The organism is Tardiphaga sp. 42S5 (assembly GCF_034044155.1).
GTDB lineage: Bacteria > Pseudomonadota > Alphaproteobacteria > Rhizobiales > Xanthobacteraceae > Tardiphaga > Tardiphaga robiniae.
This window is the reverse complement of sequence record NZ_CP139027.1, coordinates 5,808,257-5,832,887: the sequence shown is the minus strand read 5'-3', so window position 1 is coordinate 5,832,887 and position 24,631 is coordinate 5,808,257. Positions and strand designations below refer to the sequence as shown.

The window sequence follows — 24,631 nt, the reverse complement described above, 5'->3', positions numbered from 1 at the left end:
GTTGTGAATGACGAGACTGTGGTGAACTGGTGATGCCGGGTCTATCCGCTCCCTGATCGGCGTCGGCTGATGACGAGATCCGCAATGATGGCGACCAGGACGACGGCGCCGTTGACGAAGGGATGCCAGGTCGCTGCAACATTCAGCAGATTGAGGCCGTTGACGATGATGGTGAGCAGGATGGCGCCAAGCACGGTGCCGACGATGTTGCCGTTGCCACCGAACAGGGATGTGCCGCCGACCAGAACTGCGGCGATAGCAGGAAGCAGCAACGGCTCGCCGATTCCGGGCTCGGCGGCATTGAGGCGTGCGAGATAGACGAGAGACGCGATGCCCGCCGTCAAGCCGCTGAGCACATAGAGCAGCAGCCGACGACGCTCGACCGGGACGCCGGACAGCAGCGCGGCGGTCTGGTTGGCGCCCATGAAATACGCCTCGCGGCCGAAGGTCGTGCGGTGCAGGAGGATGCTGCAGGCGAGACAGACCACAAGCGTGATCCAGATCGGCAGCGGAACGCCGAGGAAGAAGCCGGTGCCGAAATAGCGAAACGACATCGGCATGCCGTAGATCGTCTGCCCGGCCATGAACCAGTAGGCGATGCCCTGCGCCACCCACAGCATGCCGAAAGTCGCAAGGAAAGGCGGCAACTGCAGGCGGTTGATCATCAGCCCGTTAGCGTAACCGATCAGTGTGCCGGCGCCGATGGCGACCGCAACGCCGTACCACGGATTGCCGGTGGTCTTGATCGCGGCTGCGGCGAGGCAGGCCGACAGCGTCAGATTGGCGCCCACCGACAGATCGAGCCCACCGCCGATGATGACGAGTGTGAGGCCGGACGCGACGAGAAACAGCAGGCTCGCCTGCCGCAGCATGTTCAGCAGATTGCTCACCGACGCGAATCCCGGATCGACCGCGGTCAATGCGCCGGCGATCAGAACGATCAGCACGAACCGGCCGAGCAGGGCCGCAGCGTCGGGCGACAGGGACGATGGGCGGATATCGAGCGTTGCCGGGATCGTCATGCCGTACGTCTCACGAATTGCTTGCGCGCCTGGTCGATCAGCAACGCGAGGATGAGCAGGATGCCGATGCACACGACCTGCAGCGATGAGTCGATGGACAGAATGTTGAGTCCATTGCGCAGTACGGTGATGGCAAGCGCGCCGAGCACGGCACCGAACAACCAGCCCTGTCCTTTTTCGAAGGAGGTGCCGCCGAGCACGACTGCGGCGATCGCCTCGAACTCCATGCCGATGCCGACGGTCGGATGCGCTGAATTGGTGCGTCCGATCAGCAACACCGCCGAAAGGCCGATGATCGCGCTGCCGAGCACATAGACGGCGAGGTGGACGAGATTGGCGCGAATGCCGGCGAGACGCAGCGCGTCCTTGTTGCCGCCGATGGCGATCACGTAGTTGCCGAGCCGAGTGCGATAGAGCAGTAGCCACAGCGCGGCATAAAGGGCAGCCGCGATCGCGATCGGCGTCGGAATGAACCAAAGCTGGGAGCGATAGAAGGTTTCGATGGCAGGCGTGAAACCGCCGACCGGATCTCCATTGGTGAGCACCAGCGCAATCCCCTGCATCAGCCCCATGGTGCCGAGGGTGACGACAAAAGCAGGGAGCGACAGATAGGCGATCAGGATGCCGTTGAGGGCCCCGAAGGCAATGCTCACCGCCAGCGTCGCCGTACAAGCGGCGAGCACGCCCCATCCGGCAAGAAGCGCCTCGGCGACGATGACGCCGCTCAGCCCGAGCAGAGCTCCGGCTGACAGGTCGAGGCCCTCGGTCATAATGATGAGCGTCATCGGCAGGGCGAGCATCAGCAGTAGCGAGGTCTGCAAGCCGACATTGACGAGGTTGGTCTGGGACACGAATCTCGGATTGATGATCGTGAACAGCACCAGCATCAGGATCAGCAGGAGGCCGGCGCCGGGGATTGCGCTGAGGAACTGGCCCATGCCGGACCTGCGCTGCAGCTGGATCGTCACGCTCATTGATGCACCGCCAGTTCGAGGATGGCCCGCTCGGTTAGCTGGTCGCCGGCGAGATGCCCGACGATGCGATGGTCGCGCATGACATAGGCGCGGTCGCAGAGCTGAACGAGCTCCGGCAGTTCCGAGCTGATGACGACGACACCGGCCCCGCCATCGACCAGTTGATCGATCAGGCGATAGATCTCCGCCTTGGCGCCGACATCGACACCGCGCGTCGGTTCGTCCAGCAGAAACAGTTTGGCTCCCGCGGCCAGCCATTTGGCCAGCACGACCTTCTGCTGATTGCCGCCGCTGAGGGTGTGGACGCTCTGGCGCGTGCCATGGGCGGCAATGCCGAGCTGTGCGATCAGCCCGCGTGTGTCCCGCTCGGCTTTGGCCGGTGAGAACCAGCCGGAGGCGAAGCTGCGCCACAACGAGGCGACCGTCGCATTGTCGCGGACATCGAGTGGCAGCGCCAATCCCTCCCGTTTGCGATCTTCCGGGAGCAGGGCCATGCCCGCACGCACCCGTCTGTCCAGTGTGGCCGGCGTGCGCGATCCGAACAGAGCGATCTCGCCGCTGGCGATTGGATCCGCGCCGAACAAGGCGCGGACCACTTCGGTCCGGCCGGACCCAACGAGGCCGGCAAGCCCCACCACCTCGCCGGCGAGAATTTCGATGGAGATGTCCGACAGTTTGGCCGTGTTCACATCCCTGGCGAGCAGGACAGGCTCGCCGGGCGGGCGCGGCGTCCGTGCGAGTTGCGATCCCGATGGTCGCCCGATCATCGCGCCGACCATCTCGGCCTGGCTTTTCTGATCGCGCAGCACGCTGGTCACGACGGCGCCGTCGCGCAGGATGGTGATGCGATCGCCGAGCATCTGCACCTCCTTCATGCGGTGGGAGATGTAGACGATGGCGACGCGCTTTTCCGTCAATCGCGCGATGGTTTGAAACAGGCGATCTGATTCACGCTCGGAGATCGCCGCCGTCGGCTCGTCCATCACGAGCACCCGCGCGTTCTGCGAAAGCGCCTTGGCGATCTCCACCATCTGCTGCTGGGCTACGCCGAGATCGGCGGCGTATGCGTGGGTGTCGTAGTCGAGGCCGAGATCGTCGAGGATGGTGCGTGCGGCTGCATGCATGGCCGCGGAATCGACGAGGCCGAAGCGACTGAATGCGGCTTCGCGACCGAGAAAGATGTTCTGCGCGATGTCCAGATACGGGATCAGCGAGAATTCCTGGAAGATGACGGCGATACCAAGCGCGCTGGCATCGGCGGGGCGGGCGACGGCGACTCGCCGGCCCTCGATCTCGATATAGCCGCGATCGGCCGCATAGGCGCCATACAGCGTCTTGATCAGCGTCGACTTTCCCGCACCATTCTGGCCGAGGATGACATGGACCTCACCGGCATAGACGTCGAGCGATACGTTCTTGAGCGCATGCACGCCGGGAAAGGATTTGTCGATACCGACCAGACGCAGGAGCGGCGCATCGGCTTCGCTTCCGGTCGCCCGCGGCGCAGACCCCTTTGGGGCGTGCAGCGGGCGGTCCCCTTGCTCATTTTGATTTTCAGTGCCGTGCATCATTGTCGGCCTCGTTCGGCCCGATGACCCGGGGCCGGCGGGAGGTCACATCCGGTCTATTTTTGCACGGGAATGGCGGCGATCATGTCCAGCTCGACACGGGCGCCCTGGGTCGAGAGCTGGTTGATGCAGATGGTGGTGCTGGCCGGCGTCCAGTCGCCGAAATATTCCTTCATCACCTTCACCATACCGTCCTGGTCCCGGATGTCGGTCAGGTACTTCGTCACCTTGACGATGTCGGTCCAGGTCAGCCCTTCGTGATCCAGGATCGACTGGATCGTCTGCATGGCGCGGTGGGTCTGGTCCTCGATCGAATTCGGATGATCGTGCTCCTCCAGAACATGGGGATGTTTGTGATAGAGCGGCGAGGGTGTTGCTCCGGAAATGAAAAGCATGCCGCAGGGCACTTCGACCCGGATCGCTGGCGCATAAGGCATGTCCGGCTTCCGTTCCGGCATCGTCTGGATTTCCTTGACGTGCGGATTGGATGGCGAGGTCGCAAAGGCCGGCTTGGCTGTCATGATCATTTCCTCGATGGCGGGCGTTGATAACCTCGTGACCTTCTCGCGAGGGGCATCCGATCAACCCGTCACGAAGCGTGAGGTCAAACTATCTTTGAGTCAAGATAAAATATCTTTGCAGAAAGATAGATGAATTTGCATATATTCGGTGCCCCGTGCCTATATGCTGATCAGCATGACTACCGATTCGATTGATGAGATCATTGCCGGCTGGAGCCGGCGGCGGCCCGACCTCGACGCCGGTCACCTCGACGTCGTCGGCCGGATTGTCCGGCTGTCCGTGCATATGCGCAGCGCCATCGAGCCCGCACTCGAGGAGCAGGGCTTCAATTGGGAATTGTTCGACCTGCTCCTGACGATCTACCGCCGCGAGGCCGATAGCAGTATCGGTGTTCGACCGACTGACCTCTATGCGGAGTGCCTGCTGTCGTCGGGCGGGCTCACCGCGCGGCTGCGGCGTGCCGAGCAGGACGGCTTCATCGTCAGGCGCCAGGATCCTGAAGATGGCCGCGGCGCGCGGATCACGCTTACGGCCAAGGGGCGCAATTCCGTCGACAAGGCGATTGCCCAGCACTTCAAGCTGTCCCGGTCGGTCGACGAGGTGCTGACAGCCAACGAACGTCAAACGCTCACGCGGCTGCTGCGGAAACTTCTGATTTCGGTCGAGAAGCCAGATCTGTAACGGATCGCTTTGAACGCCCCGCTGTCAGCAAATTCGGATCAGTCGCCGACACTTTTCCATGCCACCGCCGCAGCGTGCGTCAGGTTTGGCTTAGCTTTGTCGGTGCCGTATTCTGACTTCTCTTTTGGTGGTGTCAGAAAGATCTGATGAACGTGTCCTGGTCGGCAGCTTGATCGCGGCGACAGAATCGCGCGCAAGCAAAACCGGCTTCAGTACGATCCGATCGTTTTGAACCGGCGTTCCCTTGATCATCGCAATAAGGATGTGAGACGCCTGCGTTCCCAGTTCCGCAGTCGGTGTACTGATGGTCGTCAGCGCCGGTGCTATCGCATCCATGAACAGCATGTCGTTCATGCCGACCAGCGAGATGTTGCCGGGACATGAAATGCCTTTGTTTCTCAGGTGTCGAAGGCAGCCTACGGCCAGCATGTCGTTGCCAGCCACAATCGCCGTAATATTGGGGTTCTCCGTCAGCAAACGCTCGCAAGCGAACTCGCCTTCCTCGACCGTAAAGGCCTCACCGAAGACGGCAGTGGGCGCAACTCCGTCTTGAGCCAGGGCTTTGCAAGCGCGCCGGAAGCCGCGATAGCGGTGGTAACCCGTCGACACATTTTGCGGGCCGCCGACATGAGCAATTTGCCTGTGCCCACACTCGGCGAGATGATGAACCGCCAGTTCCATTGCCTTCGCGTCGTCGACCCGGACGCTCGGAATGAATTCGCTTTCAGGATCGCGAAACACCGCGACGACCGGAATATTCGCCTCGACGCAGGCTGCGATGCCGGGATCGTTTCGCTCGAAGGTCGCGACGATCAGCCCCTCGACGCCTTGCTGGATGAAACGATCGATCAGCGCGGCCTGCCTGAGCGGATGGTTGTCGGTGTTGCCGACAATGGTGACGTATCCAATCTCGGCGAAACTGTCTTCGATCGCGCGGACAATCGGCGGATGCACGGGGTCACCCAGATTTGAAACGATGACGCCGACGGTGCGAGATCGCTGGGTCCGAAGCGCCGATGCCATGGCGTTGGCCCGATATCCCAGCTTCTTTGCGCAAGCTTCGACGCGCTCGATCATTTCTGGGGAGATCAGGTGGCGCTTCTCGGGATTGAGCCCGCGCGACACCGTTGACCAATGGACGCCAGCACACTTCGCGACATCAATGATTGTCTTACGCGACGACCGCTCCTGAAGCGCGGGTGACGTCTTCTTGGTGTTCTTGGTTTTTTTGGGCATCGCCATCCAGCCTGCTCGCGCGCGTCGTCGTATCCGCTAACGATCACGTGAGAATGCCTCATCTTGCACAAATTGACAAACGTGTGCAGAGTTTCTTGACAAACGTGTGCACGGGAATGATGGTAGCGAAAATCCGCTGCATGCCTTGGTGCAATGCAGCAGAAGCGCCCTAACGGCGTCGACGATCAGGGATGGAATGATGGAGAGCTTCGTCTATCAGGCGGCGCCCATGCGGGTCGTCTTCGGCTCGGGACGGCTGGCAGATCTGGCCGCCGAGCTCGACCGACTCGGCGTTAAGCGCGCACTCGTTCTGACGACAGACCAGCAGAAATCTCACGGCGAGCAGATTGCCGCCCTGATCGGTGACAGAGCGGCGGGCGTCTATGCCGGAGCGGTGATGCATACGCCGGTTGATGTGACCGAACTTGCGATGCAGCAGTTCAAGGCTCTGCAGGCCGACGGCATCGTCGCGGTGGGCGGTGGTTCGACCATCGGGCTAGGCAAGGCGATCGCGCTACGGACCGACCTGCCGCAAATCGTCGTACCGACCAGCTATGCCGGGTCCGAAATGACGCCGATCCTGGGTGAGACCCGCGAGGGACTGAAGACCACGCAATCGAGCCCGAAGATACTCCCCGAAACGGTCATCTACGACGTCGACCTGACACGCACCTTGCCGCCTGCATTTGCCGTGACATCGGGCGTCAATGCAATCGCTCATGCTGTCGAAGCGCTCTATGCGCGCGATGCCAATCCGGTCGTGTCGTTGATGGCGGAAGAGGGCATTCGCCTGTTCGCCGGCGCGCTGCCGAAGCTTGCGGCTGGGGAGGACAACGCGGCGGCACGCGATGATGCCCTGCGCGCTGCCTGGTTGTGCGGCGCCTGTCTCGGCTCCGTCGGCATGGGGCTGCACCACAAGCTCTGCCATACGCTGGGCGGCACGTTCAATTTGCCACATGCCGAAACCCACACGGTGATCCTGCCGCATGCGATGGCCTATAATGCTCCCGCCGTGCCGGTTGCGGCGGCTCGCGTCGCGCGCGCGCTTGGCGCCGGACAGGCCGCGCAGGGACTGTTCGATCTTACGCAGGGACTTGGCGCCAAAGTCGCGCTGCGCGATCTGGGAATGCCGAAGGACGGCATAGAACGTGCCGCCGACCTTGCCGTCAGCAATGCCTACTGGAACCCGCGGCCGCTGGAACGCGATGCCATCCGCGATCTGATCGCGCAGGCCTGGGCGGGCGAACCTCCGGTCGTAGCGGAGGCGTTGCGATGACGGCGACACGCACGCTCATCAAGTCCGCCACGATCCTGACAATGGACGACACGATCGGCGATCTCGCGCAAGCCGACCTGCTGGTTGATGGCGATCGCATCGTCGACATCCGGCCGGGCCTCGATGCCGGTGATGCGGAGATCGTCGATGGTCGTGGCCGCATCGTCATTCCGGGCCTTGTCAACGCGCATATGCATACGTGGCAGACCGCCTTGCGCGGCTTCTCCGCGAACTGGACGCTTCCTGAATATTTCCGCCGGATGCATGCGGGACTGGCCACGGTCTTTCGTCCCGAGGATATCCATATCGGCACGCTGATGGGCGCGCTGAACCAGATCAATTGCGGCACCACCACGCTGGTTGACTGGTGTCACAACAACCCAACGCCTGCGCATAGTGATAGCGCCGTCGCGGCGCTGAAAGAGAGCGGCATCCGTGCCGCCTTCTTTCACGGCTCGCCGAAACCGGAGGCGGCGCCGGGGCAGCCGCACTTCTCCGAGGTTCCGCATCCGCGCCATGAGGTCGAGCGCTTCCTGGCAGGGGCACTGTCTAACCGCAGCGACCGCGTCACCCTCGGGCTTGCGATTCTTGGTCCTCATTATTCGACCATGGATGTTGCCATCCATGATTTCGAATTGGCGCGTGAGTTCGATCTGATTGCCTCGATGCATCAGGGCGGAGGCCCGGCCAAGACGCCGGGTGGCTGGGCGAGGCTGATTGCGGCCGGTCTGGTCGGTCCCGGCATCAACATCGTGCACGGCAACGATCTTCCCGACGATCTGCTGCGTCAGCTTGTCGATCTCGGCGTGTCGTTCTCGGTTACGCCGGAAAATGAAATGAATCAGGGCCACGGCTACCCGATCACCGGGCGGCTGTTGAAACTGGGATCGCGGCCATCGCTTGGGGTCGATCTGGAATCGGTGCTGCCGGGCGACATGTTCAACGTGGGCCGCATCGCACTGTCGATGCAGCGCGCGCTGGACAATGCCGAGAGCCGGCAGGTCATGGGCGCCATTCCGGCTGCCACGACGATCACGACACGTGAGGCCTTGCGCTGGATCACCATCGAGGGCGCCCGCATGCTCGGGCGTGAAGACACCATCGGCTCGCTCACACCGGGCAAGAAGGCGGATCTGGTCGTCATCAATGCCACCGACCTTAACCTCTGGCCGGTCCATGACCCGGTTTCTACGGTTCTGATGCAGTCCAGCATCGCCAATATCGAGGCGGTCATGATCGACGGCATCTGGCGCAAGCGAGGCGGACGCCTGCTGGCCGAGAACCTCGACCACAAAAAGAATGAACTCGAGCGATCAGGCATGCGCATCGTCTCCGAGATCGAACGTCAGGAGAAAGCGGCATGACAACTCCGTCCAAAGATCAAGCACAGACCGTGGCCTGGATCGGTGTTGGCAAGATGGGCTTGCCGATTGCCGGGCGTATGGTAGAGGCCGGTATCCGCGTCACCGGCTACGACCCGGGCCAGCAGCGCATGGTGTTGGCACAGCAGCTTGGGCTTCAGGCGGCCAACTCGGCCGCAGACGCCGCTGCAAACCACTCCATCATCTTCACATCGCTGCCCGACGATGCGGCGTTGCGTGCGGTATTGCTCGGGCCTGACGGCCTGCTGAACAAGCTGGCACATGGTGCGGTTCTGATCGAAACCAGCACGGTCAGCGCCGAAATATCGGCGGAGGTCGGCGTCGCGGCGGACGCAACGGGTGTTGCCTATCTGCGCGCGCCGGTGTCCGGCAATGCAGCGATCGCGCATACCGGCGCGCTGACCTGCTTCGTGTCGGGGCCGCGCGACGCGTTCGATGCGGTTCAGCCGGTGCTGGCGACGTTCACACGCGCGCAAACCTATCTCGGCGTGGCTGAAGAGGCGCGATTTGCCAAGCTCGCGGTCAATCTAATGATCGCGGTGTCCGCGGGAATGATGGCCGAAAGCCTCGCGCTGGCGCGCAAGGGCGGAATCTCCTGGCCGGATATCCTCAAGGTCCTGGATGATAGTGCGGTCGCCTCGCCGATGGTCAAGTACAAGACGCCGCCGCTTGCCACGCGCAACTTCGAGTCCACTTTCTCGTGCCGGCAGATGGCCAAGGATCTCGACCTCATCATCGGGGCTGGCCATCACGTCGGCGTGCCACTGCAACTCGCAGCGCAGGTGCGGGAAATCTATGGATCACTTATCGCACAGGGCGATGGCGAATCCGACTTCATCGCCACCGTGCGTCACGTCGAGCGACTGTCGGGTCTTGGCGAGCCGAAGCTTGGGTGAGGAGAGGCCATGCGGAATTTCAACGAGAACACCATCACCGACGCCGTGCTGGATCGCATCACGGATGCCGGCCAGCCGCGGATCAGGCAGATCAGCGAGGCGCTGGTGCGCCATCTGCACGCCTTCATTCGCGAGGTGCGGCCAACCCAGAGGGAATGGGAGCAGGGCATCGAATTCCTGACGCGTACCGGTCACATGTGCGACGATAAGCGCCAGGAGTTCATCCTGCTTTCGGATACGCTCGGGGTGTCGATGCTGGTCGATGCGATCAATCATGGTGCCGAAAAAGGTGTGACGGACACGACCGTGCTCGGGCCGTTCTTCGTCCAGGCAGCCCCAGAGAAGAAGCTTGGCGAAGACATCTCCGGCGGCATGGAGGGCGATCCGATGATCGTGACGGGATCGGTCTCCACGCCGGACGGCAAGCCGATCGCAAATGCCACAATCGACGTCTGGCACTCTGACGACGACGGGTATTACGATGTTCAGCAGCTCGATAAGATCGGCGATCTGGCGATGCGCGCGCGGTTTCATGCCGATACCGAGGGCCGTTTCCGGTTCTGGTCGATCAAGCCAGCGGCCTATCCGATCCCGCATGACGGACCGGTCGGCGATATGCTTACGGCTCAGGGGCGTCATCCGTGGCGGCCTGCCCATGTTCACTTCATGATCTCGGCGCCTGGCTTCGAGCAACTGGTGACCCATGTATTCGTCGCTGGCGACAAGTATCTCGACTCCGACGTCGTCTTCGGTGTCAAAGATACGCTCATTCGCGAATTCGCCCGGAAAGATGCCGGCGAGGCCCCCGACGGGCGCATGCAGAACACGCCTTACTATCATTTGAATTACGATTTCGGTTTGAAGCCAGACGCCAATAGGGCGCATGCTGTCTAGCTAACAATGCGCATCACGGGCCGCAGAGCCTGAGCGCTGATATGGAAGGGGAGGATGCTATGGGAGCGCCAGTGAGCGCCGAGACGGCCGTGGTCCGTCTGAATGAGATCATTGGGGCGCGCGCGACGATCGCGCGCGGCGTGCTCGATGATCACGGCCGCAGCGAGGCCTATCATGCCAGCCGTCCGCCGGACGTCGTGGTGTTTCCGGAGACCACCCAGGAAGTCGCTGAGATCGTGAAGCTCTGCGGCGAACTCGGCATGCCGGTCGTTCCATTCGGCGCGGGCACCTCGCTCGAAGGCAATGCGGCATCGGTGGCTGGCGGCGTCTGTATCGATTTTGCGCGGATGAACCGCGTGCTCCAGGTGCATGACAAAGACCTCGATGTCGTCGTGCAGCCTGGCATCACGCGCAAGCAACTCAACGCGCATCTGCGCGACACCGGATTGTTCTTTCCGATCGATCCCGGCGCCGATGCATCGATCGGCGGCATGACTTCGACGCGCGCGTCAGGGACCATGGCCGTCCGCTACGGCACCATGAAGGACAATGTGCTGGCGCTCGAAGTCGTGCTGCCGGATGGACGGGTGATCCGCACCAGCCAGCGTGCGCGCAAGTCGTCAGCGGGTTACGATCTCACCCGGCTGTTCGTCGGCTCCGAAGGTACCCTCGGCGTGATCACCGAAATTACCCTGAAATTGCATCCATGGCCGCAGGCGATCTCGTCCGCTGTCTGCAGTTTTGGGCGGCTCGATCAAGCGATCGATGCTGCGATTGAAGTGATCCAGTCGGGCATTCCGGTCGCGCGGATGGAACTGCTGGATGAAGTCATGATGCGCGGCATCAATGGTTATTCCAAACTTGGCTATCGCGAGGCGCCGACGCTGTTCTTTGAATTCCACGGCACCGAGGCGAGTGTCGCGGAGCAGGCCGAACTGGCGGAGGCGATCGCCGCCGAACATGACGGCCAAGGCTTCCAATGGGCGCGTGCGGCGGAAGACCGGACGAAGCTGTGGCATGCCCGCGACAACACGCTCTATGCGGGTCTCGGCCTGAAGCCGGGCGCCAAGGCCATGATCACGGATGTCTGCGTGCCGATCTCGCGGTTGACGGAATGTCTCACCGAAACCCGCCGCGATATCGATGCCAATGGACTGATCGCCCCCGTGGTGGGCCATGTCGGCGACGGGAATTTCCATCTGCTGATCCTGATCGATCAGGACAATGCCGACGAGGTCGCGCGTGCCAAGGCGCTGCACGCGCGGTTGGTGGCGCGGGCGATCGCGATGGAGGGCACCTGCACCGGCGAACACGGCATCGGTACCGGCAAGATTGGATTCCTCCAGGACGAGCTCGGCGACGCCGTTGATATCATGCGTGGCATCAAAGCGTCGATCGATCCGAAAGGCATGATGAACCCCGGCAAGATCTTCTTGCCCAATGCACCGGTGCTGGCATGACGCAACTTGCGCAGTCCAAGGCTGCCGTGTCGATCGTTCAAGCGGCGCCGCCGCTGTTCGAACTGCGCGGCATCTCCAAGGAATTCCCGGGAGTGAAGGCGCTCGACGATGTGTCGTTCTCGGTCTGGCCAGGCGAGGTGCATATGCTGGTCGGTGAGAACGGAGCAGGCAAATCGAGTCTGATGAAAGTGCTGTGCGGGGCCTATCGCGCCGATAGCGGCTCGTTCCACTACAACGGCGAGACAGTCGAGATCGCGTCCCCAGCCGATGCGCAGAAGCTCGGCATCGCCGTCATCTTCCAGGAATTTTCTCTGGTCCCCTATCTCGACATCGCGCAGAACATCTTCCTCGGACGCGAGCCGACGGGACGTGTTCCCGGCACGATAGATCGCAAGAAAATTCTGGCTGATGCCAGGCGTGTGCTGGCTTCGATCGGATTCGACATCGATCCGTCGATCCGGATCGAGAAGCTGGGCGTCGCCCAGCAGCAGATGGTGGAGATTGCGAAGGCCATCAGCCAGAACGCGCGAATTCTCGTGATGGATGAGCCGACGGCGGCGTTGTCCGATCGCGAGACGGAATTGCTGTTTGCGCTGATCGCGCGGCTCAAGGCGGATGGCGTTGCCATCATCTACATCTCGCATCGCATGGCAGAAGTATTCTCGCTCGGTGACCGCATCACGGTGCTGCGCGATGGGCGTCGTATCGATGAAGTGAAACCCGGTGCCGTGTCATCGGACGATCTGGTCCGGATGATGGTCGGTCGCAGCGTCGATATGAGCTATCCACGGACCTTCGCTCAGGCCCCCGGCAAGGTCATGCTTGAGGTGAAGGGTCTCGCCTCTGCCTCGGGCATTGCGGGCATCGACCTGGTGGTGCGGCAAGGTGAGATCGTCGGGTTGTGCGGGCTGGTCGGCTCGGGGCGCACCGAAGTGGTGCGGGCCATTTTCGGGGCCGACCGGGCGACCGCGGGACAGATCCTGTTCGACGGTCAGGAGAAATCCGGTGGTCCGGACGAAGCTGCCAGACTGGGGCTCGCGCTGATTCCGGAAAGCCGCAAGGCCGAAGGTCTGGCTCTGATCCGCTCCGTCGGAGACAACCTGATCGTTTCCGCGCTACGCAAGATCTTTCCGCGTGGCTTCTTCGATCAGGGGAAATCCAGGCAGGTTGCCAATGATCTGATCCGGCAGTTGAGGATCGTGACCCCATCGGACAAGCAGGCCGTCGGTCTTCTGTCCGGCGGCAACCAGCAGAAAGTCGTCATCGGCAAATGGCTGGCCGCCGGTGCCAAGCTGTTCATCTTCGACGAACCGACACGGGGCATCGATGTCGGAGCCAAAGCCGAGATCTTCGCGCTCATCGACCGACTGGTCGCGGAGGGTGCCGCTGCGCTGATGATCTCGTCGGAGCAGGCAGAAATCTGCCACGTCTGTGATCGCGCCTATGTCATGTGCGACGGACGGATTGCGGGTGAACTGGCTCGCCACGAACTGAGTGAGGAAAACATCGTGAAGTTGGGGATGCATCATGCGTGAACAAGCGATGGTATTGAACACCAATCCGCTTCAGCGGATTCCCGGCGTTGCCGTCATGCTGGTGCTGCTGTGTGTTGTCTTCAGCCTGATGACGCCCGGCTTCCTGACGGTGCCGAATATTTCCAACGTGCTCGTCCAATCGACGATCCTGCTGATGCTGGCGCTGCCGATGACGCTGATCATCATGACCGAAGGTCTTGACCTGTCGATGGGCGCCGTCTTGACACTGACCTCGCTGATCGTCGCCATCGTTGCCTTGGCCACTGGCTCGTTGCTGCTCGGCCTGCTGGCGGCTCTGGCCGTCGGAATCGTGTTCGGGACGATCAACGGCTGGCTGGTGGCCGTTGTCGGTATTCCGCCCTTTGTCGCAACGCTGGGAACGCTTGGCATGGCGCAGGGACTCTCGCTGATCGTCAGCGATGGCCAGAGCGTCGTTGGCATGCCGGCCGCCGTTCGCGGCGTGTATTCCGGAACGCTCGGCGGGGTTCCGCTTCCGATCGTGTTGGGACTGGGAAGCTACCTTGCCTTCCATGGATTGCTCTACCACACGCGTTTCGGGACTTACATTTTCGCGCTCGGCGGCAACCGTGAAGCGCTGAAATTCGCCGGTATCTCGGCGCGTCGCTTGCTGATCCTCGTCTACGCGCTCGGCGGCGCCATGGTCGGTCTGGCCGGTCTTCTGATGACGGCGCGGATGAACTCCGGGCATCCGACCGCTGGCCTCGGTCTTGAGTTCGATGCCATTGCCGCGGTTGCCGTCGGCGGCACGTCGTTCGAACGCGGCAATGGTTGGCTGCTCGGCACCTTGCTCGGGGTGGTCACCGTGGGTGTGTTGCGCAACGGATTGAATCTGCTGGCGCTGCCGTCTTCGATCCAGGTGGCAAGCGTCGGCTTGCTGGTGATTGCAGCACTGTTCGTCGATGGATTGCGGAGCCGATCATGACCGATATCTCAAAGCCGATCACGGGCGGGCGAATGTTGCTTTCCGACGAGATGATCCAGGTGTTCTATCGCCTGCTCGCCGCGTTTCTGATCTGTGCGGCGCTGACCATCCTGACCAACTCGTTCTTCAGTCTCGGTAACATCCTCAACGTCTTGCGCCAGGCGAGTCTGCTGTTCTTCATTGCGTCGGGCCTGACGCTGGTGGTGCTGACAGGTGGCCTCGACCTTTCGATTGGTGCCAATGTCGCCATTTCCGCCTGTATTGCCGGAACGGTGATTCATCAGACGGGCTCGCCGACCTTGGGGGTACTGACAGGCATCGGCGTCGGTGGCGCGGTGGGGATGCTGAACGGCGTGATGGTCACGGCGCTTCGAATCCCATCTTTCATTGCGACCTACGGGATGCTGTGGGTGCTGCACGGCATCACTTACTGGTACATGGGCGGAGAGACCATGCACGGCTTCCCGGCTGGCTTTCGCCAGATCGGCAGTGGCTATTTTCTCGGTCTTCCAATCCCGGTCTATCTGTTGCTGGTTTTCCTCGCCATCGGAACCATTTTCGCGCAGCGCACCACGTGGGGACAAGAAATCTATGCCATCGGCGCCAACCCGGTCGCCGCGCGATTGTCGGGCATTCCCGTCGCTCGCCGACTCCTGCTGGTCTACACAGTGTCGGGCGCAATGGCGGGGCTCGCCTCGATCATCTTTCTTGCGCGACTGAACTCTGCCGAAGCCGACATCGGAGAAAGCCTGACACTGCCGGCGATCGCGGCGGTTTTGATCGGCGGCACCTCGCTGTTCGGCGGTCTCGGAACGGTGTTCGGCACGTTCGTCGGCGCACTCATTTTGACCCTGGTCCTCAATGGCATGAACCTGTTGTCGGTCAACGCGAGTTGGCAGCCATTGGTGACCGGCGTCATCGTCATTCTGGCAGTCTGGCTGGATATGAAAACACGGCGCCGTGCGGCGTAAGTGTTCGATCTTAAAAAAAACGGAGGGAACGACTATGAAGAAAGCCTATGGCGCGCTTGCTGCACTGCTTCTGACGACATCACTCTCATCCCACGCGTTCGCCGACGGCGAGACGATCGCGGTGTTTACAAAAAACCAGACCAATCCGTACTTCCAGACAGTACGAGTCGGGTCCGACGCAGCCGCCAAAGCGATGAAGGCAAAGACGCTGCATTACATCCCGACCAAGCCGGACAGCATTCCGGAGCAGCTCAGCCAGATTGAGGACGTGGTGGTGAAGAAGCCGTCGGCGATTGTCTTCATTCCGGTCGACTACAAGGCGATGGTCCCCGGTGTCGAGAAAATCAATGACGCAAAGATCCCGGTGGTCAACGTGACCGATCGTTCCGCCGGTGGCAAGTTTGTCGCCTTTGTCGGCGCCGATGACTACAGTCTGGGTCTGGAGACCGGGCGCTATCTGCTGAAGACGCTGGGCGGCAAGGGCAACTTTGTGATCATTGAGGGCGTCAAAGGATCCTTGACGAGCATCGACCGCGTCCGCGGCTTCAACGATGCCTTGAAGGAAAACCCGGGGGCCAAGCTGCTTGCGTCGCAGCCGGGCAACTATCAGCGGCTGCAGGCGCTTCAGGTCATGGAGAATCTCATGCAGTCGAATACTCAGATCGACGGTGTGTTGGCTGCCAATGATGCGATGGCGATCGGTGCGATCGAGGCGCTCGATGGTGCCAATCGCAAAGCCCAGGTCATCGGCGTCAATGGCACCAAGGAGGCAATCGACGCGATCAAGTCCGGGAAATTGCTGGCGAGCGGCGACTACAATGGCTTCATGCAGGGATGCCTCGGCATGATGATCGCCATTCGTTCGCTGCGTAACGAGCCGGTGATCACCGAGATCGTTCTCAAGCCCACGGTGATCGGCAAGGAGAACTATCAGCCCTACGACGTGCCGCTAGAATCGCGGACCTGCCCGAGTTGGGACGAGGCTGCTAAGCTCGGCACCAAGTAATATCTTCGACACTTCAGGCGGTCGTCGCAGGTCGGCGGCCGTCTTCTGTCTTTCAGGAGCTACGCATGCTGTTTGCCATCCATGCCGTCGATCATGCCGGGGCGCTCGACAAACGCTTGTCTCACTACGAGGCTCACAAGGCCTTTTTGTCCGACACCTCGGCCTATGACGTGACGATCGTCATGTCCGGTCCGCTGACAGCCGATGACGGCCAGACCATGATTGGCAGTCTGTTTCTCGTCGAGGCCGCCGACCGCGCGGCGGTCGAAAGATTTCATCACGCCGATCCGTTCTTTGCCGTCGGCATCTGGCAGACCGTCACGATTACCGGCTTCCTGCGCCGACAGGGATAAGCGCAACGCCCTCCGGGGCTTTCATGGCGGCCCGCATCCGGATAGCCTGTTGGTGAGACAGTCGTTCGGCGTTTGAACGCCGACAACGAAATCAGCCTGGGATCTGACAAGATCCCAGGCTGATTTTATGATGAGCTGAACCGTAACGATTAGCCGAACTGGTTCATCGTGTTGTGCGCGCCGCCCGCCTTCAGGGCCGCCTCACCGGCGAAGTATTCCTTGTGCTCGTCACCGATGTCCGAACCCGCCATGTTCTGATGCTTCGCGCAGGCGATGCCTTGACGGATTTCCGCGCGCTGGACGTTCTTGACGTAGCCCAGCATGCCCTGTTCGCCGAAATATTCCTTGGCGAGGTTGTCGGTGGACAGCGCAGCCGTGTGATAGGTCGGCAGCGTGATCAGGTGATGGAAGATGCCGGCACGCTTGGCCGAATCCGCCTGGAAGGTGCGGATCAGCTCGTCGGCTTCGACCGCCAGCGGCGTGCTGTCGTACTCCACCTTCATCAGCTCGGCCCGGTTGTACTTGCTGACATCCTTGCCGGCTTCCTTCATCGCGTCATAGACCTGCCAACGGAAGTTGAGCGTCCAGTTAAACGACGGCGAGTTGTTGTAGGCCAGCTTCGCATTCGGGATCACCTCACGAACGCGATCGACCATCTTGGCGATCTGCTCGATGTTCGGCTTCTCGGTTTCGATCCACAAAAGGTCGGCACCGTTCTGTAGCGAGGTGATGCAGTCGAGCACGCAGCGGTCCTGACCCGTGCCTTCGCGGAACTGGTACAGGTTGCTGGCCAGACGCTTCGGGCGCATCAGCTTTCCATTACGCGTAATGACGACGTCGCCGTTGCCGATCTTTGAAGCATCGATTTCTTCGCAATCAAGGAAGCTGTTGTACTGGTCGCCGAGGTCGCCCGGCTTGTGGCTGACGGCGATCTGCTGCGTGAGGCCAGCGCCGAGCGAGTCGGTGCGGGTGACGATGATGCCGTCTTCGACGCCCATTTCGAGGAAGGCGTGACGGCAGGCGCGGATCTTCGCGAGGAAGACCTCGTGCGGCACGGTGACCTTGCCGTCCTGATGGCCGCACTGCTTCTCGTCCGAGACCTGGTTCTCGATCTGCAGCGCACAGGCGCCGGCTTCGATCATCTTCTTGGCGAGCAGATAGGTCGCTTCCGCGTTGCCGAAGCCGGCATCGATATCGGCGATGACGGGAACGACGTGGGTCTGGAAGTTGTCGATCTTGTTGATCAGTTCTTCTTCCTTTGCCTTGTCGCCAGCCTTACGAGCGGCGTCGAGGCTGCGGAAGATGTCGTTGAGCTCGCGCGAGTCAGCCTGACGAAGGAAGGTGTAGAGCTCCTCGATCAGAGCCGGGACCGAAGTCTTCTCGTGCATCGACTGATCCGGCAGCGGGCCGAATTCCGAGCGCAGCGCCGCGATCATCCAGCCCGAGAGGTACAGGTAGGTGCGGTCGGTGGTGCCGAAATGCTTCTTGACCGAGATCAGCTTCTGCTGCGCGATAAAGCCGTGCCAGCAGCCGAGCGACTGGGTGTACTTGGTGGTGTCTGCATCATAGGCGGCCATGTCGGCACGCATCAGCGATGCCGTGTAGCGTGCAACGTCGAGACCGGTCTTGAAGCGGTTCTGCAGGCGCATGCGTGCGACCGCTTCGGCGGTCACGCCGTTCCAGGTGTCCTTGGTCTTGAGCAGCGCCGACGCCGCCTCGACTTCGCTCCGATAGGAGCCGGTGCCGAGGATGGTCTGGTTGCTGATCCCGCGTGGCTGGAAGTTCATTGTCTCGATCCCTTTGGCTGACGAAAACCTGTCCTTGGTTGTAATCGCGGGATCGCCAGCCGCTAGACGGAACGCAGATAACTTGTCATGCTTTACAAACTTAACGTGTAAGGCTGTAAAGTAGTTACAAGGTATTGGAGTGTGCGATGGCCGCCTCGGCAGGTCGTTCGGTGTTCATGGGGCCGCGAATCCGGCGGCTTCGGCGCGATCTGGGCCTGACCCAGGCCGATATGGCGGCCGATCTGGAAATTTCGGCCCCTTATGTCGCTTTGCTGGAGCGCAACCAGCGGCCGATGACGGCCGACATGCTGCTTCGGTTGGCGCGCACCTACACGATCGATCTCGCCGATCTGGCTGGCGATGGCGGTGCCGACAATACGGCGCGGATGCAGTCGATCCTGAAAGAGCCGATGTTCTCGGACATCGATATCCCCGCGCTCGAAATCAGCGATCTCGCGGTGAGCTATCCCGGCATGGCCGAGGCGTTCCTGCGCCTCTACACCGCCTATCGCGAGGAGCAGCTTGCGCTGGCGGATCGGCGCGCACCGGCGCTCACCGGTGGCGCGTCGTCTTCGGATAGCGAGGGCTATGATGCCAACGATCCCGTGGCCGAGGTCAGGCGGTTTCTGGCAGCTCGCCGCAACAATTTCGCTGTGATCGACGACGTGGCCGAACGTCTTGTGCAGGCGACGTCGGGGCCGAGCGGTTTCGTCGAGCGCCTCAAGACCCGGCATAAGCTGCAAGTGCGCTATCTACCGCCGGACGTCATGCTCGGCTCGGTCAGGCGACTGGATCTGCATCGCAAGCAATTGCTACTTGAGGATTCGCTCGATACCGCAAGCCTCCATTTCCAGTTGGCGCAGCAACTCGCCTATCTCGAAATGGAAAACGAGATCGGCACCGCGCTCGAAGACGGCCAGTTCACCACCAAGAGCGCTGAACTGCTGGCGCGCCGGGCGCTCGCGGGCTACGCCGCGGCTGCGCTCATCATGCCCTATGCAGCCTTCGCGCGTGCAGCGGAGACGCGGCGCTACGATCTTGAAGCGCTGGCGCGCCAATTCGGTGCCAGCTTCGAACAGACCGCGCATCGCATCACGACCTTGCAGCGGCCGGGCGCCGAAAAAGTCCCGTTCTTTCTCATCCGCGTCGATCCCGCCGGCAATATTTCCAAACTGCTCGACGGCGCAGGCTTTCCGTTCGCGAAGCACGGCGGTGCGTGCCCGCTGTGGTCGGTGCACGACGTTTTCAAAACGCCGCGCCAGATCGTCACGCAGTGGCTGGAATTGCCGGACGGTCAGCGCTTCTTTTCGATTGCCCGCACCGTTACCGCCGGCGGTGGCGCTTACGGCGCACAACGCGTCGAGCGCGCCATCGCGATCGGTTGCGCAGCCGAATATGCGGGCCAGTTGATCTATACGCGCGACGCGGCGGCGCCGCGCGCCGATGCGCCCACGCCGATCGGCGTCGCATGCCGTGTCTGTCACCGTCCGCGCTGCGCCGCGCGTTCGGCGCTTCCGATCGGGCGCGAGTTGTTGCCCGATGATTTCAGGACGCTGAACGTTCCGTTCGGCTTCTCGGCGGACTGAAACGGCTCAGGCCTGCTCGGCCGCAGCTTCCTCGGCATTGGGATCGCCGGGCGCCGTAGCCCACGCCAGTTCGACCAGCGTCACGATGCGCCGACCGGCGCCATCAAGCTGGCACACGATGAGGCCCTGCTCCTCGATATAGTTCAGCAGGCGCTGTGCACGGCGCAGCGAATGCGAGCCGTAGGCGCGGGCGATCGCGGCATTGCTCGGGCAGGGCCAGCCTTCCTTGGCGGCGCGGGCGATCATCATGAAGACACCCTGCATATCCTCCGGCAGAATCGAGGCGCGGACCGAGACGTCTTGCCAGCCGTCATCGTTGGTCATGTCGGAGCCGAGCCCGGCGCGGGCGCGTGTCAGCATGCGGCGGAAGTCGTCAAGGTCCGGCACGGCGGCACCGAGACCCTCGATGCGGCAGCGGACCACGAATTCCTGATAGAGCACGCCGACCACCCGGAAGCCTGCATCGGGCTCCGCCATCAGGGCCTGCAACACGCGGTCGACGCGCATGCGCCGCTCCGCCAGTTCCTCGGCGCTGATCGGCGTCTCCGCCACGTCCGGCCGAATTTCCAGCGCTGCGGATTTCGCCGCCATGAGCTGGCCAAGCAGATCCGGCGATGACGGTGCGCGGCGCTGCGGCCGGACCGGCTCCGGCGGGGGCGCTGCGAGAATCGTCGCGCGCACGTCGTCGAGTGTCGCTTCCGGCAGCGGCATCAGGCGTGGGGTCGCATTGCGCGGACTTGTTTCGGTGACACCGATGCGCAGGCCCAGCGGACGACGGGAGAGGGCGGGACCCAGCGCCATGAACTGGCCGCGCTCGAGGTCGCGGAAGGATTCGGCCTGCCGTCGCTCCATGCCGAGAAGATCGGCGGCGCGTGCCATATCGATATCGAGGAAGGTGCGGCCCATCAGGAAATTCGATGCTTCGGCCGCGACGTTCTTGGCGAGCTTCGCCAGTCGCTGTGTCGCGATGACGCCGGCAAGGCCGCGTTTGCGGCCACGGCACATCAGGTTGGTCATGGCGCCGAGCGAGAGCTTGCGGGCTTCGTCGGACACCTCGCCGGCAACGGCCGGGGCGAACAGCTGTGCCTCGTCCACCACCACGAGCATCGGATACCAATGGTCGCGGGGCGCGTCGAACAGCCCGCCCAGAAAGGCGGCGGCGCGGCGCATTTGATTCTCGGCATCCAGCCCTTCGAGATTGAGCACGGTGGAGACGCGGTGCATGCGCGCGCGCTCGCCGGCGACCTGCAACCCGCGTTCGGTATGCGCCTCGGCATCGATCACCAGATGACCGAATCGCTCCGCCAGCGAGACGAAATCGCCTTCAGGGTCGATGATGGTTTGTTGCACCCATGGGGCGCTCTGTTCGAGCAGCCGGCGCAGCAGATGCGATTTTCCGGAACCCGAATTGCCCTGTACGAGCAGACGCGTCGCCAGCAGTTCCTCAAGGTCCAGAGCCGCCGGGGCGCCTGACGTCGTATGCCCCATCTCGATCGCAACGGTCATGTCTCGACTCAGGTCTCCTTGTAGAGAGGGCTTACCAACCCGGCCACAGCGCGTCGAGCGGCGCACGGCTATCATCCCGTGTTCCGCGCAACTCTCACCAAGTAAATCGCGACAGCGAATCGGCGATGTTCTGCACACGGCGGTGCCCGGTTTTGCCAATGGCAATCTCAGGCGGTTTCCTTGCATGATCGCGTTGTGTTCGACCCGCGGTGATAGAGCGTCAGCAAACAGAAAATCCCGCGTGACGTAACTGTGACGTCAGCAAGGCAGGGACATCGCTGGAATCTTCGGGCGCCGCAGTCACCAAACATTTGATTTGGAATTCTTCCAGTTTCAGGGGAGGTTGCTGCAACGGCGATATGCGCCACGACCCGGGGAAATGCGATGGCAAGCCTCACGATCAATGGACGAACCTACGAGATCGATGCAGAACCGGACACGCCATTGCTATGGGCGATCCGCGAAAATGCCGGGCTGACAGGGACAAAATACGGATGTGGCGTCGCCCAATGCGGCGCCTGCACCGTTCATGTCGATGGCCAGCAGGTCCGTTCCTGCAGCATGGCGCTCAGTGAGGCGATCGGAAAGCAGATCACGACGATCGAGGGCCTTGCGTCCGAGGGGGCCGTGCACAAGGTGCAGCAGGCCTGGATCGATCATGATGTGCCGCAATGTGGTTACTGCCAGAGCGGCATGATCATGGCAGTTGCAGCGCTGCTGGAGACAGTGCCGCAGCCGACCGATGAGGATATCGACCTCGCCATCACCAATATCTGCCGTTGCGGCACGTTCCAGCAGGTCCGTGAAGCGATTCACGCCGCTGCAAGCGCTTGAGGAAGATGGTCATGGGTCATGCTCCGCAACTCAATCGCCGTTCGTTTGTCCTGGGAACTGCTGCTATCGGCAGTGGCCTCGCGCTCGGTATTCCCTTTGGCGGGCCGACCGCAGTCTATGCGGCCGATGGTACGCCTGAGGTCAATGCCTGGGTGGTGATCCGGCCTGATGAGACCGTTGTCGTGCGTATCGCGCGGTCCGAGATGGGGCAGGGAACGCTCACGGGTCTGGCGCAATTGGTCGCTGAAGAACTTGAATGCGACTGGTCCAAGGTGACGACGGAATATCCTACGCCCGGGCAAAGTGTCGCACGCAAGCGCATCTGGGGGGACTTTTCCACCGGCGGCAGCCGCGGAGTTCGCACTTCGCATGAATACGTCCGCAAAGGCGGCGCGGCTGCGCGCCTGATGCTGATTCAGGCTGCTGCCAATGAGTGGGGCGCGCCCGTGTCGGAATGTGCCACCAGCAAGGGCGTCATCACCCATGTCCCGTCGGGGCGCACCATCACTTACGGCAAGGTCGCGGAAGCGGCCGCTAAGCTGCAGCCGCCGGCCGACGTCAAGCTGAAGGATCCCAAGGACTGGACCATCGCCGGCAAACCGCTGAAGCGGCTCGATACGGTCGAGAAAACCAACGGCAAGATGGTCTACGGCGCCGATATCAAGCTGCCGGGAATGCTGAATGCCGCGATCAAGGATTGCCCGGTGTTCGGCGGCACGCTGAAGAGCTTCGACGACAGCAAGATCCTGGGCATGAAAGGCGTCAAGAAGGTCGTGCGCGTCGGCGACAGCGCCGTCGCTGTGGTCGCTGATACGTGGTGGCACGCCAAGTCGGCGCTGGAAGCGATGCCGGTCGTCTGGGACGATGGCAAGAACGCCAGCGTGTCCAGCGAGTCCATCGGCAAGTGGCTGCAGGAAGGCCTGGACGCTGCGCAGCCCGCTTTTGTCGGCAACAAGGCTGGCGATGTCAAAGCAGCGTTTGCGGGTGCTGCGAAGACGGTGGAAGCGGTCTACGCCTATCCCTATCAGAACCACGCCACCATGGAGCCGATGAACGCGACGGTGCTCTATACGGCGGAGAAGTGCGAGGTCTGGACCGGGACGCAGAACGGCGAAGCCGTGTTTGCGGCCGCAGTCGAAGCGTCAGGCCTGCCGAGCGACAAATGCGAGGTCTACAAGATCATGCCGGGCGGCGGCTTCGGTCGACGCGGCATGACCGATTACGTCCGTCAGGCGGTGGCCATCGCCAAGCAGATGCCCGGCACGCCGATCAAGCTGATGTGGTCGCGCGAAGAAGACATGCTGCACGGCCGCTATCATCCGATTACGCAAAGCAAGCTGGTCGGCGCCTTCGATGCCGATAACAATCTGATCGGTTTGCACATGCGGATCTCAGGCCAGTCGATCCTGGCCAGTGTGCGTCCCGAGGGTATGCAGAACGGGATGGATCCCGTCACTTTCCAGGGTCTGAATGCCAGCGGTGAGGCAGCGATCGGTTACACCGTTCCGAATTTGCTGATCGACCATTCCATGCGCAATCCGCATGTGCCGCCGGGCTTCTGGCGCGGCGTCAACGTCAACCAGAATGCGATCTATCTTGAGAGCTTCATGGATGAGCTCGCGCATTCGGTCGGTCAGGATCCGCTCGAATTCCGCCGCAAGCTGATGACCAAGCATCCGAAGCATCTCGCGGTGCTCAATGCCGTCGCAGAGAGGATCGGCTGGACGACGCCGGCGCCGCAAGGCGTGTTCCGCGGCATCTGCCAGCACATGGGCTTCGGCAGCTATGTCGCGGCCGCGACGGAAATTTCGGTGACGGGCGGCAACAAGATCAAGATCCATCGCATCGTTGCCGCCACGGATCCCGGTTACGCGGTGAATCCCTGGCAGATCGATCGACAGATCGCCGGCTCGTTCGTCTATGGCCTCTCGGCACTGTTCTATGGCGAATGCACTGTGAAGGGTGGTCGCATCGAGCAGGAAAACTTCGACACCTATCAGTCGATGACCATGAAGGAGATGCCGAAGGTCGAGTCGATCCTGATGCCATCGGGCGGCTTCTGGGGCGGCGTCGGCGAACCGACGATCTGCGTGGCAGCGCCAGCCGTGCTGAATGCCTATTTTGCTGCGACCGGCAAACGGATCCGTTCCGTGCCGCTGAAGAACCACGACATCATCTTTGCGTAACCGACGCGTCGCC

Annotated in this window: 21 protein-coding genes; 14 read left to right on the top strand and 7 right to left on the bottom strand. The window is 62.1% G+C overall.

The genetic code is table 11. From position 1 onward, the window contains the following. Nucleotides 1–41: 41 nt before the first annotated feature. The 4 genes from SFY93_RS27190 to SFY93_RS27175 are packed head-to-tail and all read right to left on the bottom strand — an operon-like array spanning nt 42 to nt 4,085. On the bottom strand, nt 42–1,022 hold the full coding sequence (locus SFY93_RS27190; RefSeq protein ID WP_093756898.1) for an ABC transporter permease: 981 nt from the start codon (nt 1,020–1,022) through the stop codon (nt 42–44). Further along, nucleotides 1,019–1,996 (bottom strand): ABC transporter permease, encoded by a 978-nt coding sequence (locus SFY93_RS27185; RefSeq protein ID WP_320445278.1) that lies wholly within the window; start codon nt 1,994–1,996, stop codon nt 1,019–1,021. Before SFY93_RS27185 ends, SFY93_RS27190 begins: the two co-directional genes overlap by 4 nt. Then, nucleotides 1,993–3,564 carry a sugar ABC transporter ATP-binding protein gene (locus SFY93_RS27180; RefSeq protein WP_414717160.1) on the bottom strand — a complete coding sequence of 524 codons (1,572 nt, stop codon included), beginning with the start codon at nt 3,562–3,564 and terminating at the stop codon, nt 1,993–1,995. The genes SFY93_RS27185 and SFY93_RS27180 overlap by 4 nt, the downstream gene beginning before the upstream one ends. Before the next feature lie 56 nt (nt 3,565–3,620). Continuing rightward, the gene (locus SFY93_RS27175) at nt 3,621–4,085 is read right to left on the bottom strand and encodes a RidA family protein (RefSeq protein ID WP_158596893.1); all 465 of its coding nucleotides are present in this window, start codon (nt 4,083–4,085) and stop codon (nt 3,621–3,623) included. A 163-nt stretch (nt 4,086–4,248) separates the two neighbouring features. Here SFY93_RS27175 and SFY93_RS27170 point away from each other — a divergent pair, with 163 nt between their 5' ends. Then, the gene (locus SFY93_RS27170) at nt 4,249–4,767 is read left to right on the top strand and encodes a MarR family winged helix-turn-helix transcriptional regulator (protein ID WP_093756896.1); all 519 of its coding nucleotides are present in this window, start codon (nt 4,249–4,251) and stop codon (nt 4,765–4,767) included. A gap of 90 nt (nt 4,768–4,857) precedes the next feature. On the opposite strand, the gene SFY93_RS27165 is transcribed toward SFY93_RS27170, so the two are convergent. After that, nucleotides 4,858–6,009, bottom strand: a complete 1,152-nt coding sequence (locus SFY93_RS27165; protein WP_320445276.1) for a LacI family DNA-binding transcriptional regulator — start codon at nt 6,007–6,009, stop codon at nt 4,858–4,860. Between the two features lie 190 nt (nt 6,010–6,199). Here SFY93_RS27165 and SFY93_RS27160 point away from each other — a divergent pair, with 190 nt between their 5' ends. The 10 genes from SFY93_RS27160 to SFY93_RS27115 all read left to right on the top strand — a co-directional run bounded on the left by SFY93_RS27160 (nt 6,200) and on the right by SFY93_RS27115 (nt 16,719). After that, nucleotides 6,200–7,279 carry a maleylacetate reductase gene (locus SFY93_RS27160; protein WP_320445275.1) on the top strand — a complete coding sequence of 360 codons (1,080 nt, stop codon included), beginning with the start codon at nt 6,200–6,202 and terminating at the stop codon, nt 7,277–7,279. Beyond that, nucleotides 7,276–8,643 (top strand): amidohydrolase family protein, encoded by a 1,368-nt coding sequence (locus SFY93_RS27155; protein WP_320445274.1) that lies wholly within the window; start codon nt 7,276–7,278, stop codon nt 8,641–8,643. Before SFY93_RS27160 ends, SFY93_RS27155 begins: the two co-directional genes overlap by 4 nt. Continuing rightward, entirely contained in the window at nt 8,640–9,557 is a 918-nt protein-coding gene (locus SFY93_RS27150) for an NAD(P)-dependent oxidoreductase (RefSeq protein WP_320445273.1), read from the top strand. Before SFY93_RS27155 ends, SFY93_RS27150 begins: the two co-directional genes overlap by 4 nt. Before the next feature lie 9 nt (nt 9,558–9,566). Next, a complete protein-coding gene (locus SFY93_RS27145) occupies nt 9,567–10,451 on the top strand; it encodes an intradiol ring-cleavage dioxygenase (RefSeq protein ID WP_320445272.1) in 885 nt (294 codons plus the stop codon). A gap of 59 nt (nt 10,452–10,510) precedes the next feature. Further along, nucleotides 10,511–11,911, top strand: a complete 1,401-nt coding sequence (locus SFY93_RS27140; RefSeq protein WP_320445271.1) for an FAD-linked oxidase C-terminal domain-containing protein — start codon at nt 10,511–10,513, stop codon at nt 11,909–11,911. After that, nucleotides 11,908–13,446, top strand: coding sequence for a sugar ABC transporter ATP-binding protein (locus SFY93_RS27135; protein WP_320445270.1), 1,539 nt, complete (start codon nt 11,908–11,910; stop codon nt 13,444–13,446). Before SFY93_RS27140 ends, SFY93_RS27135 begins: the two co-directional genes overlap by 4 nt. Beyond that, the gene (locus tag SFY93_RS27130; RefSeq protein WP_115030321.1) at nt 13,439–14,389 is read left to right on the top strand and encodes an ABC transporter permease; all 951 of its coding nucleotides are present in this window, start codon (nt 13,439–13,441) and stop codon (nt 14,387–14,389) included. Before SFY93_RS27135 ends, SFY93_RS27130 begins: the two co-directional genes overlap by 8 nt. Next, nucleotides 14,386–15,360, top strand: a complete 975-nt coding sequence (locus SFY93_RS27125; protein WP_089265507.1) for an ABC transporter permease — start codon at nt 14,386–14,388, stop codon at nt 15,358–15,360. Before SFY93_RS27130 ends, SFY93_RS27125 begins: the two co-directional genes overlap by 4 nt. Before the next feature lie 34 nt (nt 15,361–15,394). Then, nucleotides 15,395–16,366: a sugar ABC transporter substrate-binding protein gene (locus SFY93_RS27120; RefSeq protein WP_120293316.1), complete on the top strand. Its 972-nt coding sequence runs from the start codon at nt 15,395–15,397 to the stop codon at nt 16,364–16,366. 65 nt (nt 16,367–16,431) lie between these two features. Beyond that, nucleotides 16,432–16,719 (top strand): YciI family protein, encoded by a 288-nt coding sequence (locus SFY93_RS27115; RefSeq protein ID WP_320445269.1) that lies wholly within the window; start codon nt 16,432–16,434, stop codon nt 16,717–16,719. Nucleotides 16,720–16,868: 149 nt separating this feature from the next. On the opposite strand, the gene SFY93_RS27110 is transcribed toward SFY93_RS27115, so the two are convergent. Then, entirely contained in the window at nt 16,869–18,506 is a 1,638-nt protein-coding gene (locus SFY93_RS27110; RefSeq protein ID WP_068734918.1) for an isocitrate lyase, read from the bottom strand. Between the two features lie 146 nt (nt 18,507–18,652). Here SFY93_RS27110 and SFY93_RS27105 point away from each other — a divergent pair, with 146 nt between their 5' ends. Further along, nucleotides 18,653–20,092 carry a helix-turn-helix domain-containing protein gene (locus SFY93_RS27105; protein WP_320445268.1) on the top strand — a complete coding sequence of 480 codons (1,440 nt, stop codon included), beginning with the start codon at nt 18,653–18,655 and terminating at the stop codon, nt 20,090–20,092. A 6-nt stretch (nt 20,093–20,098) separates the two neighbouring features. Here the strand turns inward: SFY93_RS27105 and SFY93_RS27100 are convergent, their stop codons facing one another. Further along, entirely contained in the window at nt 20,099–21,598 is a 1,500-nt protein-coding gene (locus SFY93_RS27100; RefSeq protein WP_315843361.1) for a helicase HerA domain-containing protein, read from the bottom strand. 384 nt (nt 21,599–21,982) lie between these two features. Here SFY93_RS27100 and SFY93_RS27095 point away from each other — a divergent pair, with 384 nt between their 5' ends. Continuing rightward, on the top strand, nt 21,983–22,432 hold the full coding sequence (locus SFY93_RS27095; protein ID WP_093756882.1) for a (2Fe-2S)-binding protein: 450 nt from the start codon (nt 21,983–21,985) through the stop codon (nt 22,430–22,432). Between the two features lie 11 nt (nt 22,433–22,443). Continuing rightward, complete coding sequence (locus SFY93_RS27090; protein ID WP_320445267.1) at nt 22,444–24,618, top strand: xanthine dehydrogenase family protein molybdopterin-binding subunit; 2,175 nt, start codon at nt 22,444–22,446, stop codon at nt 24,616–24,618. Nucleotides 24,619–24,631 lie beyond the last annotated feature (13 nt).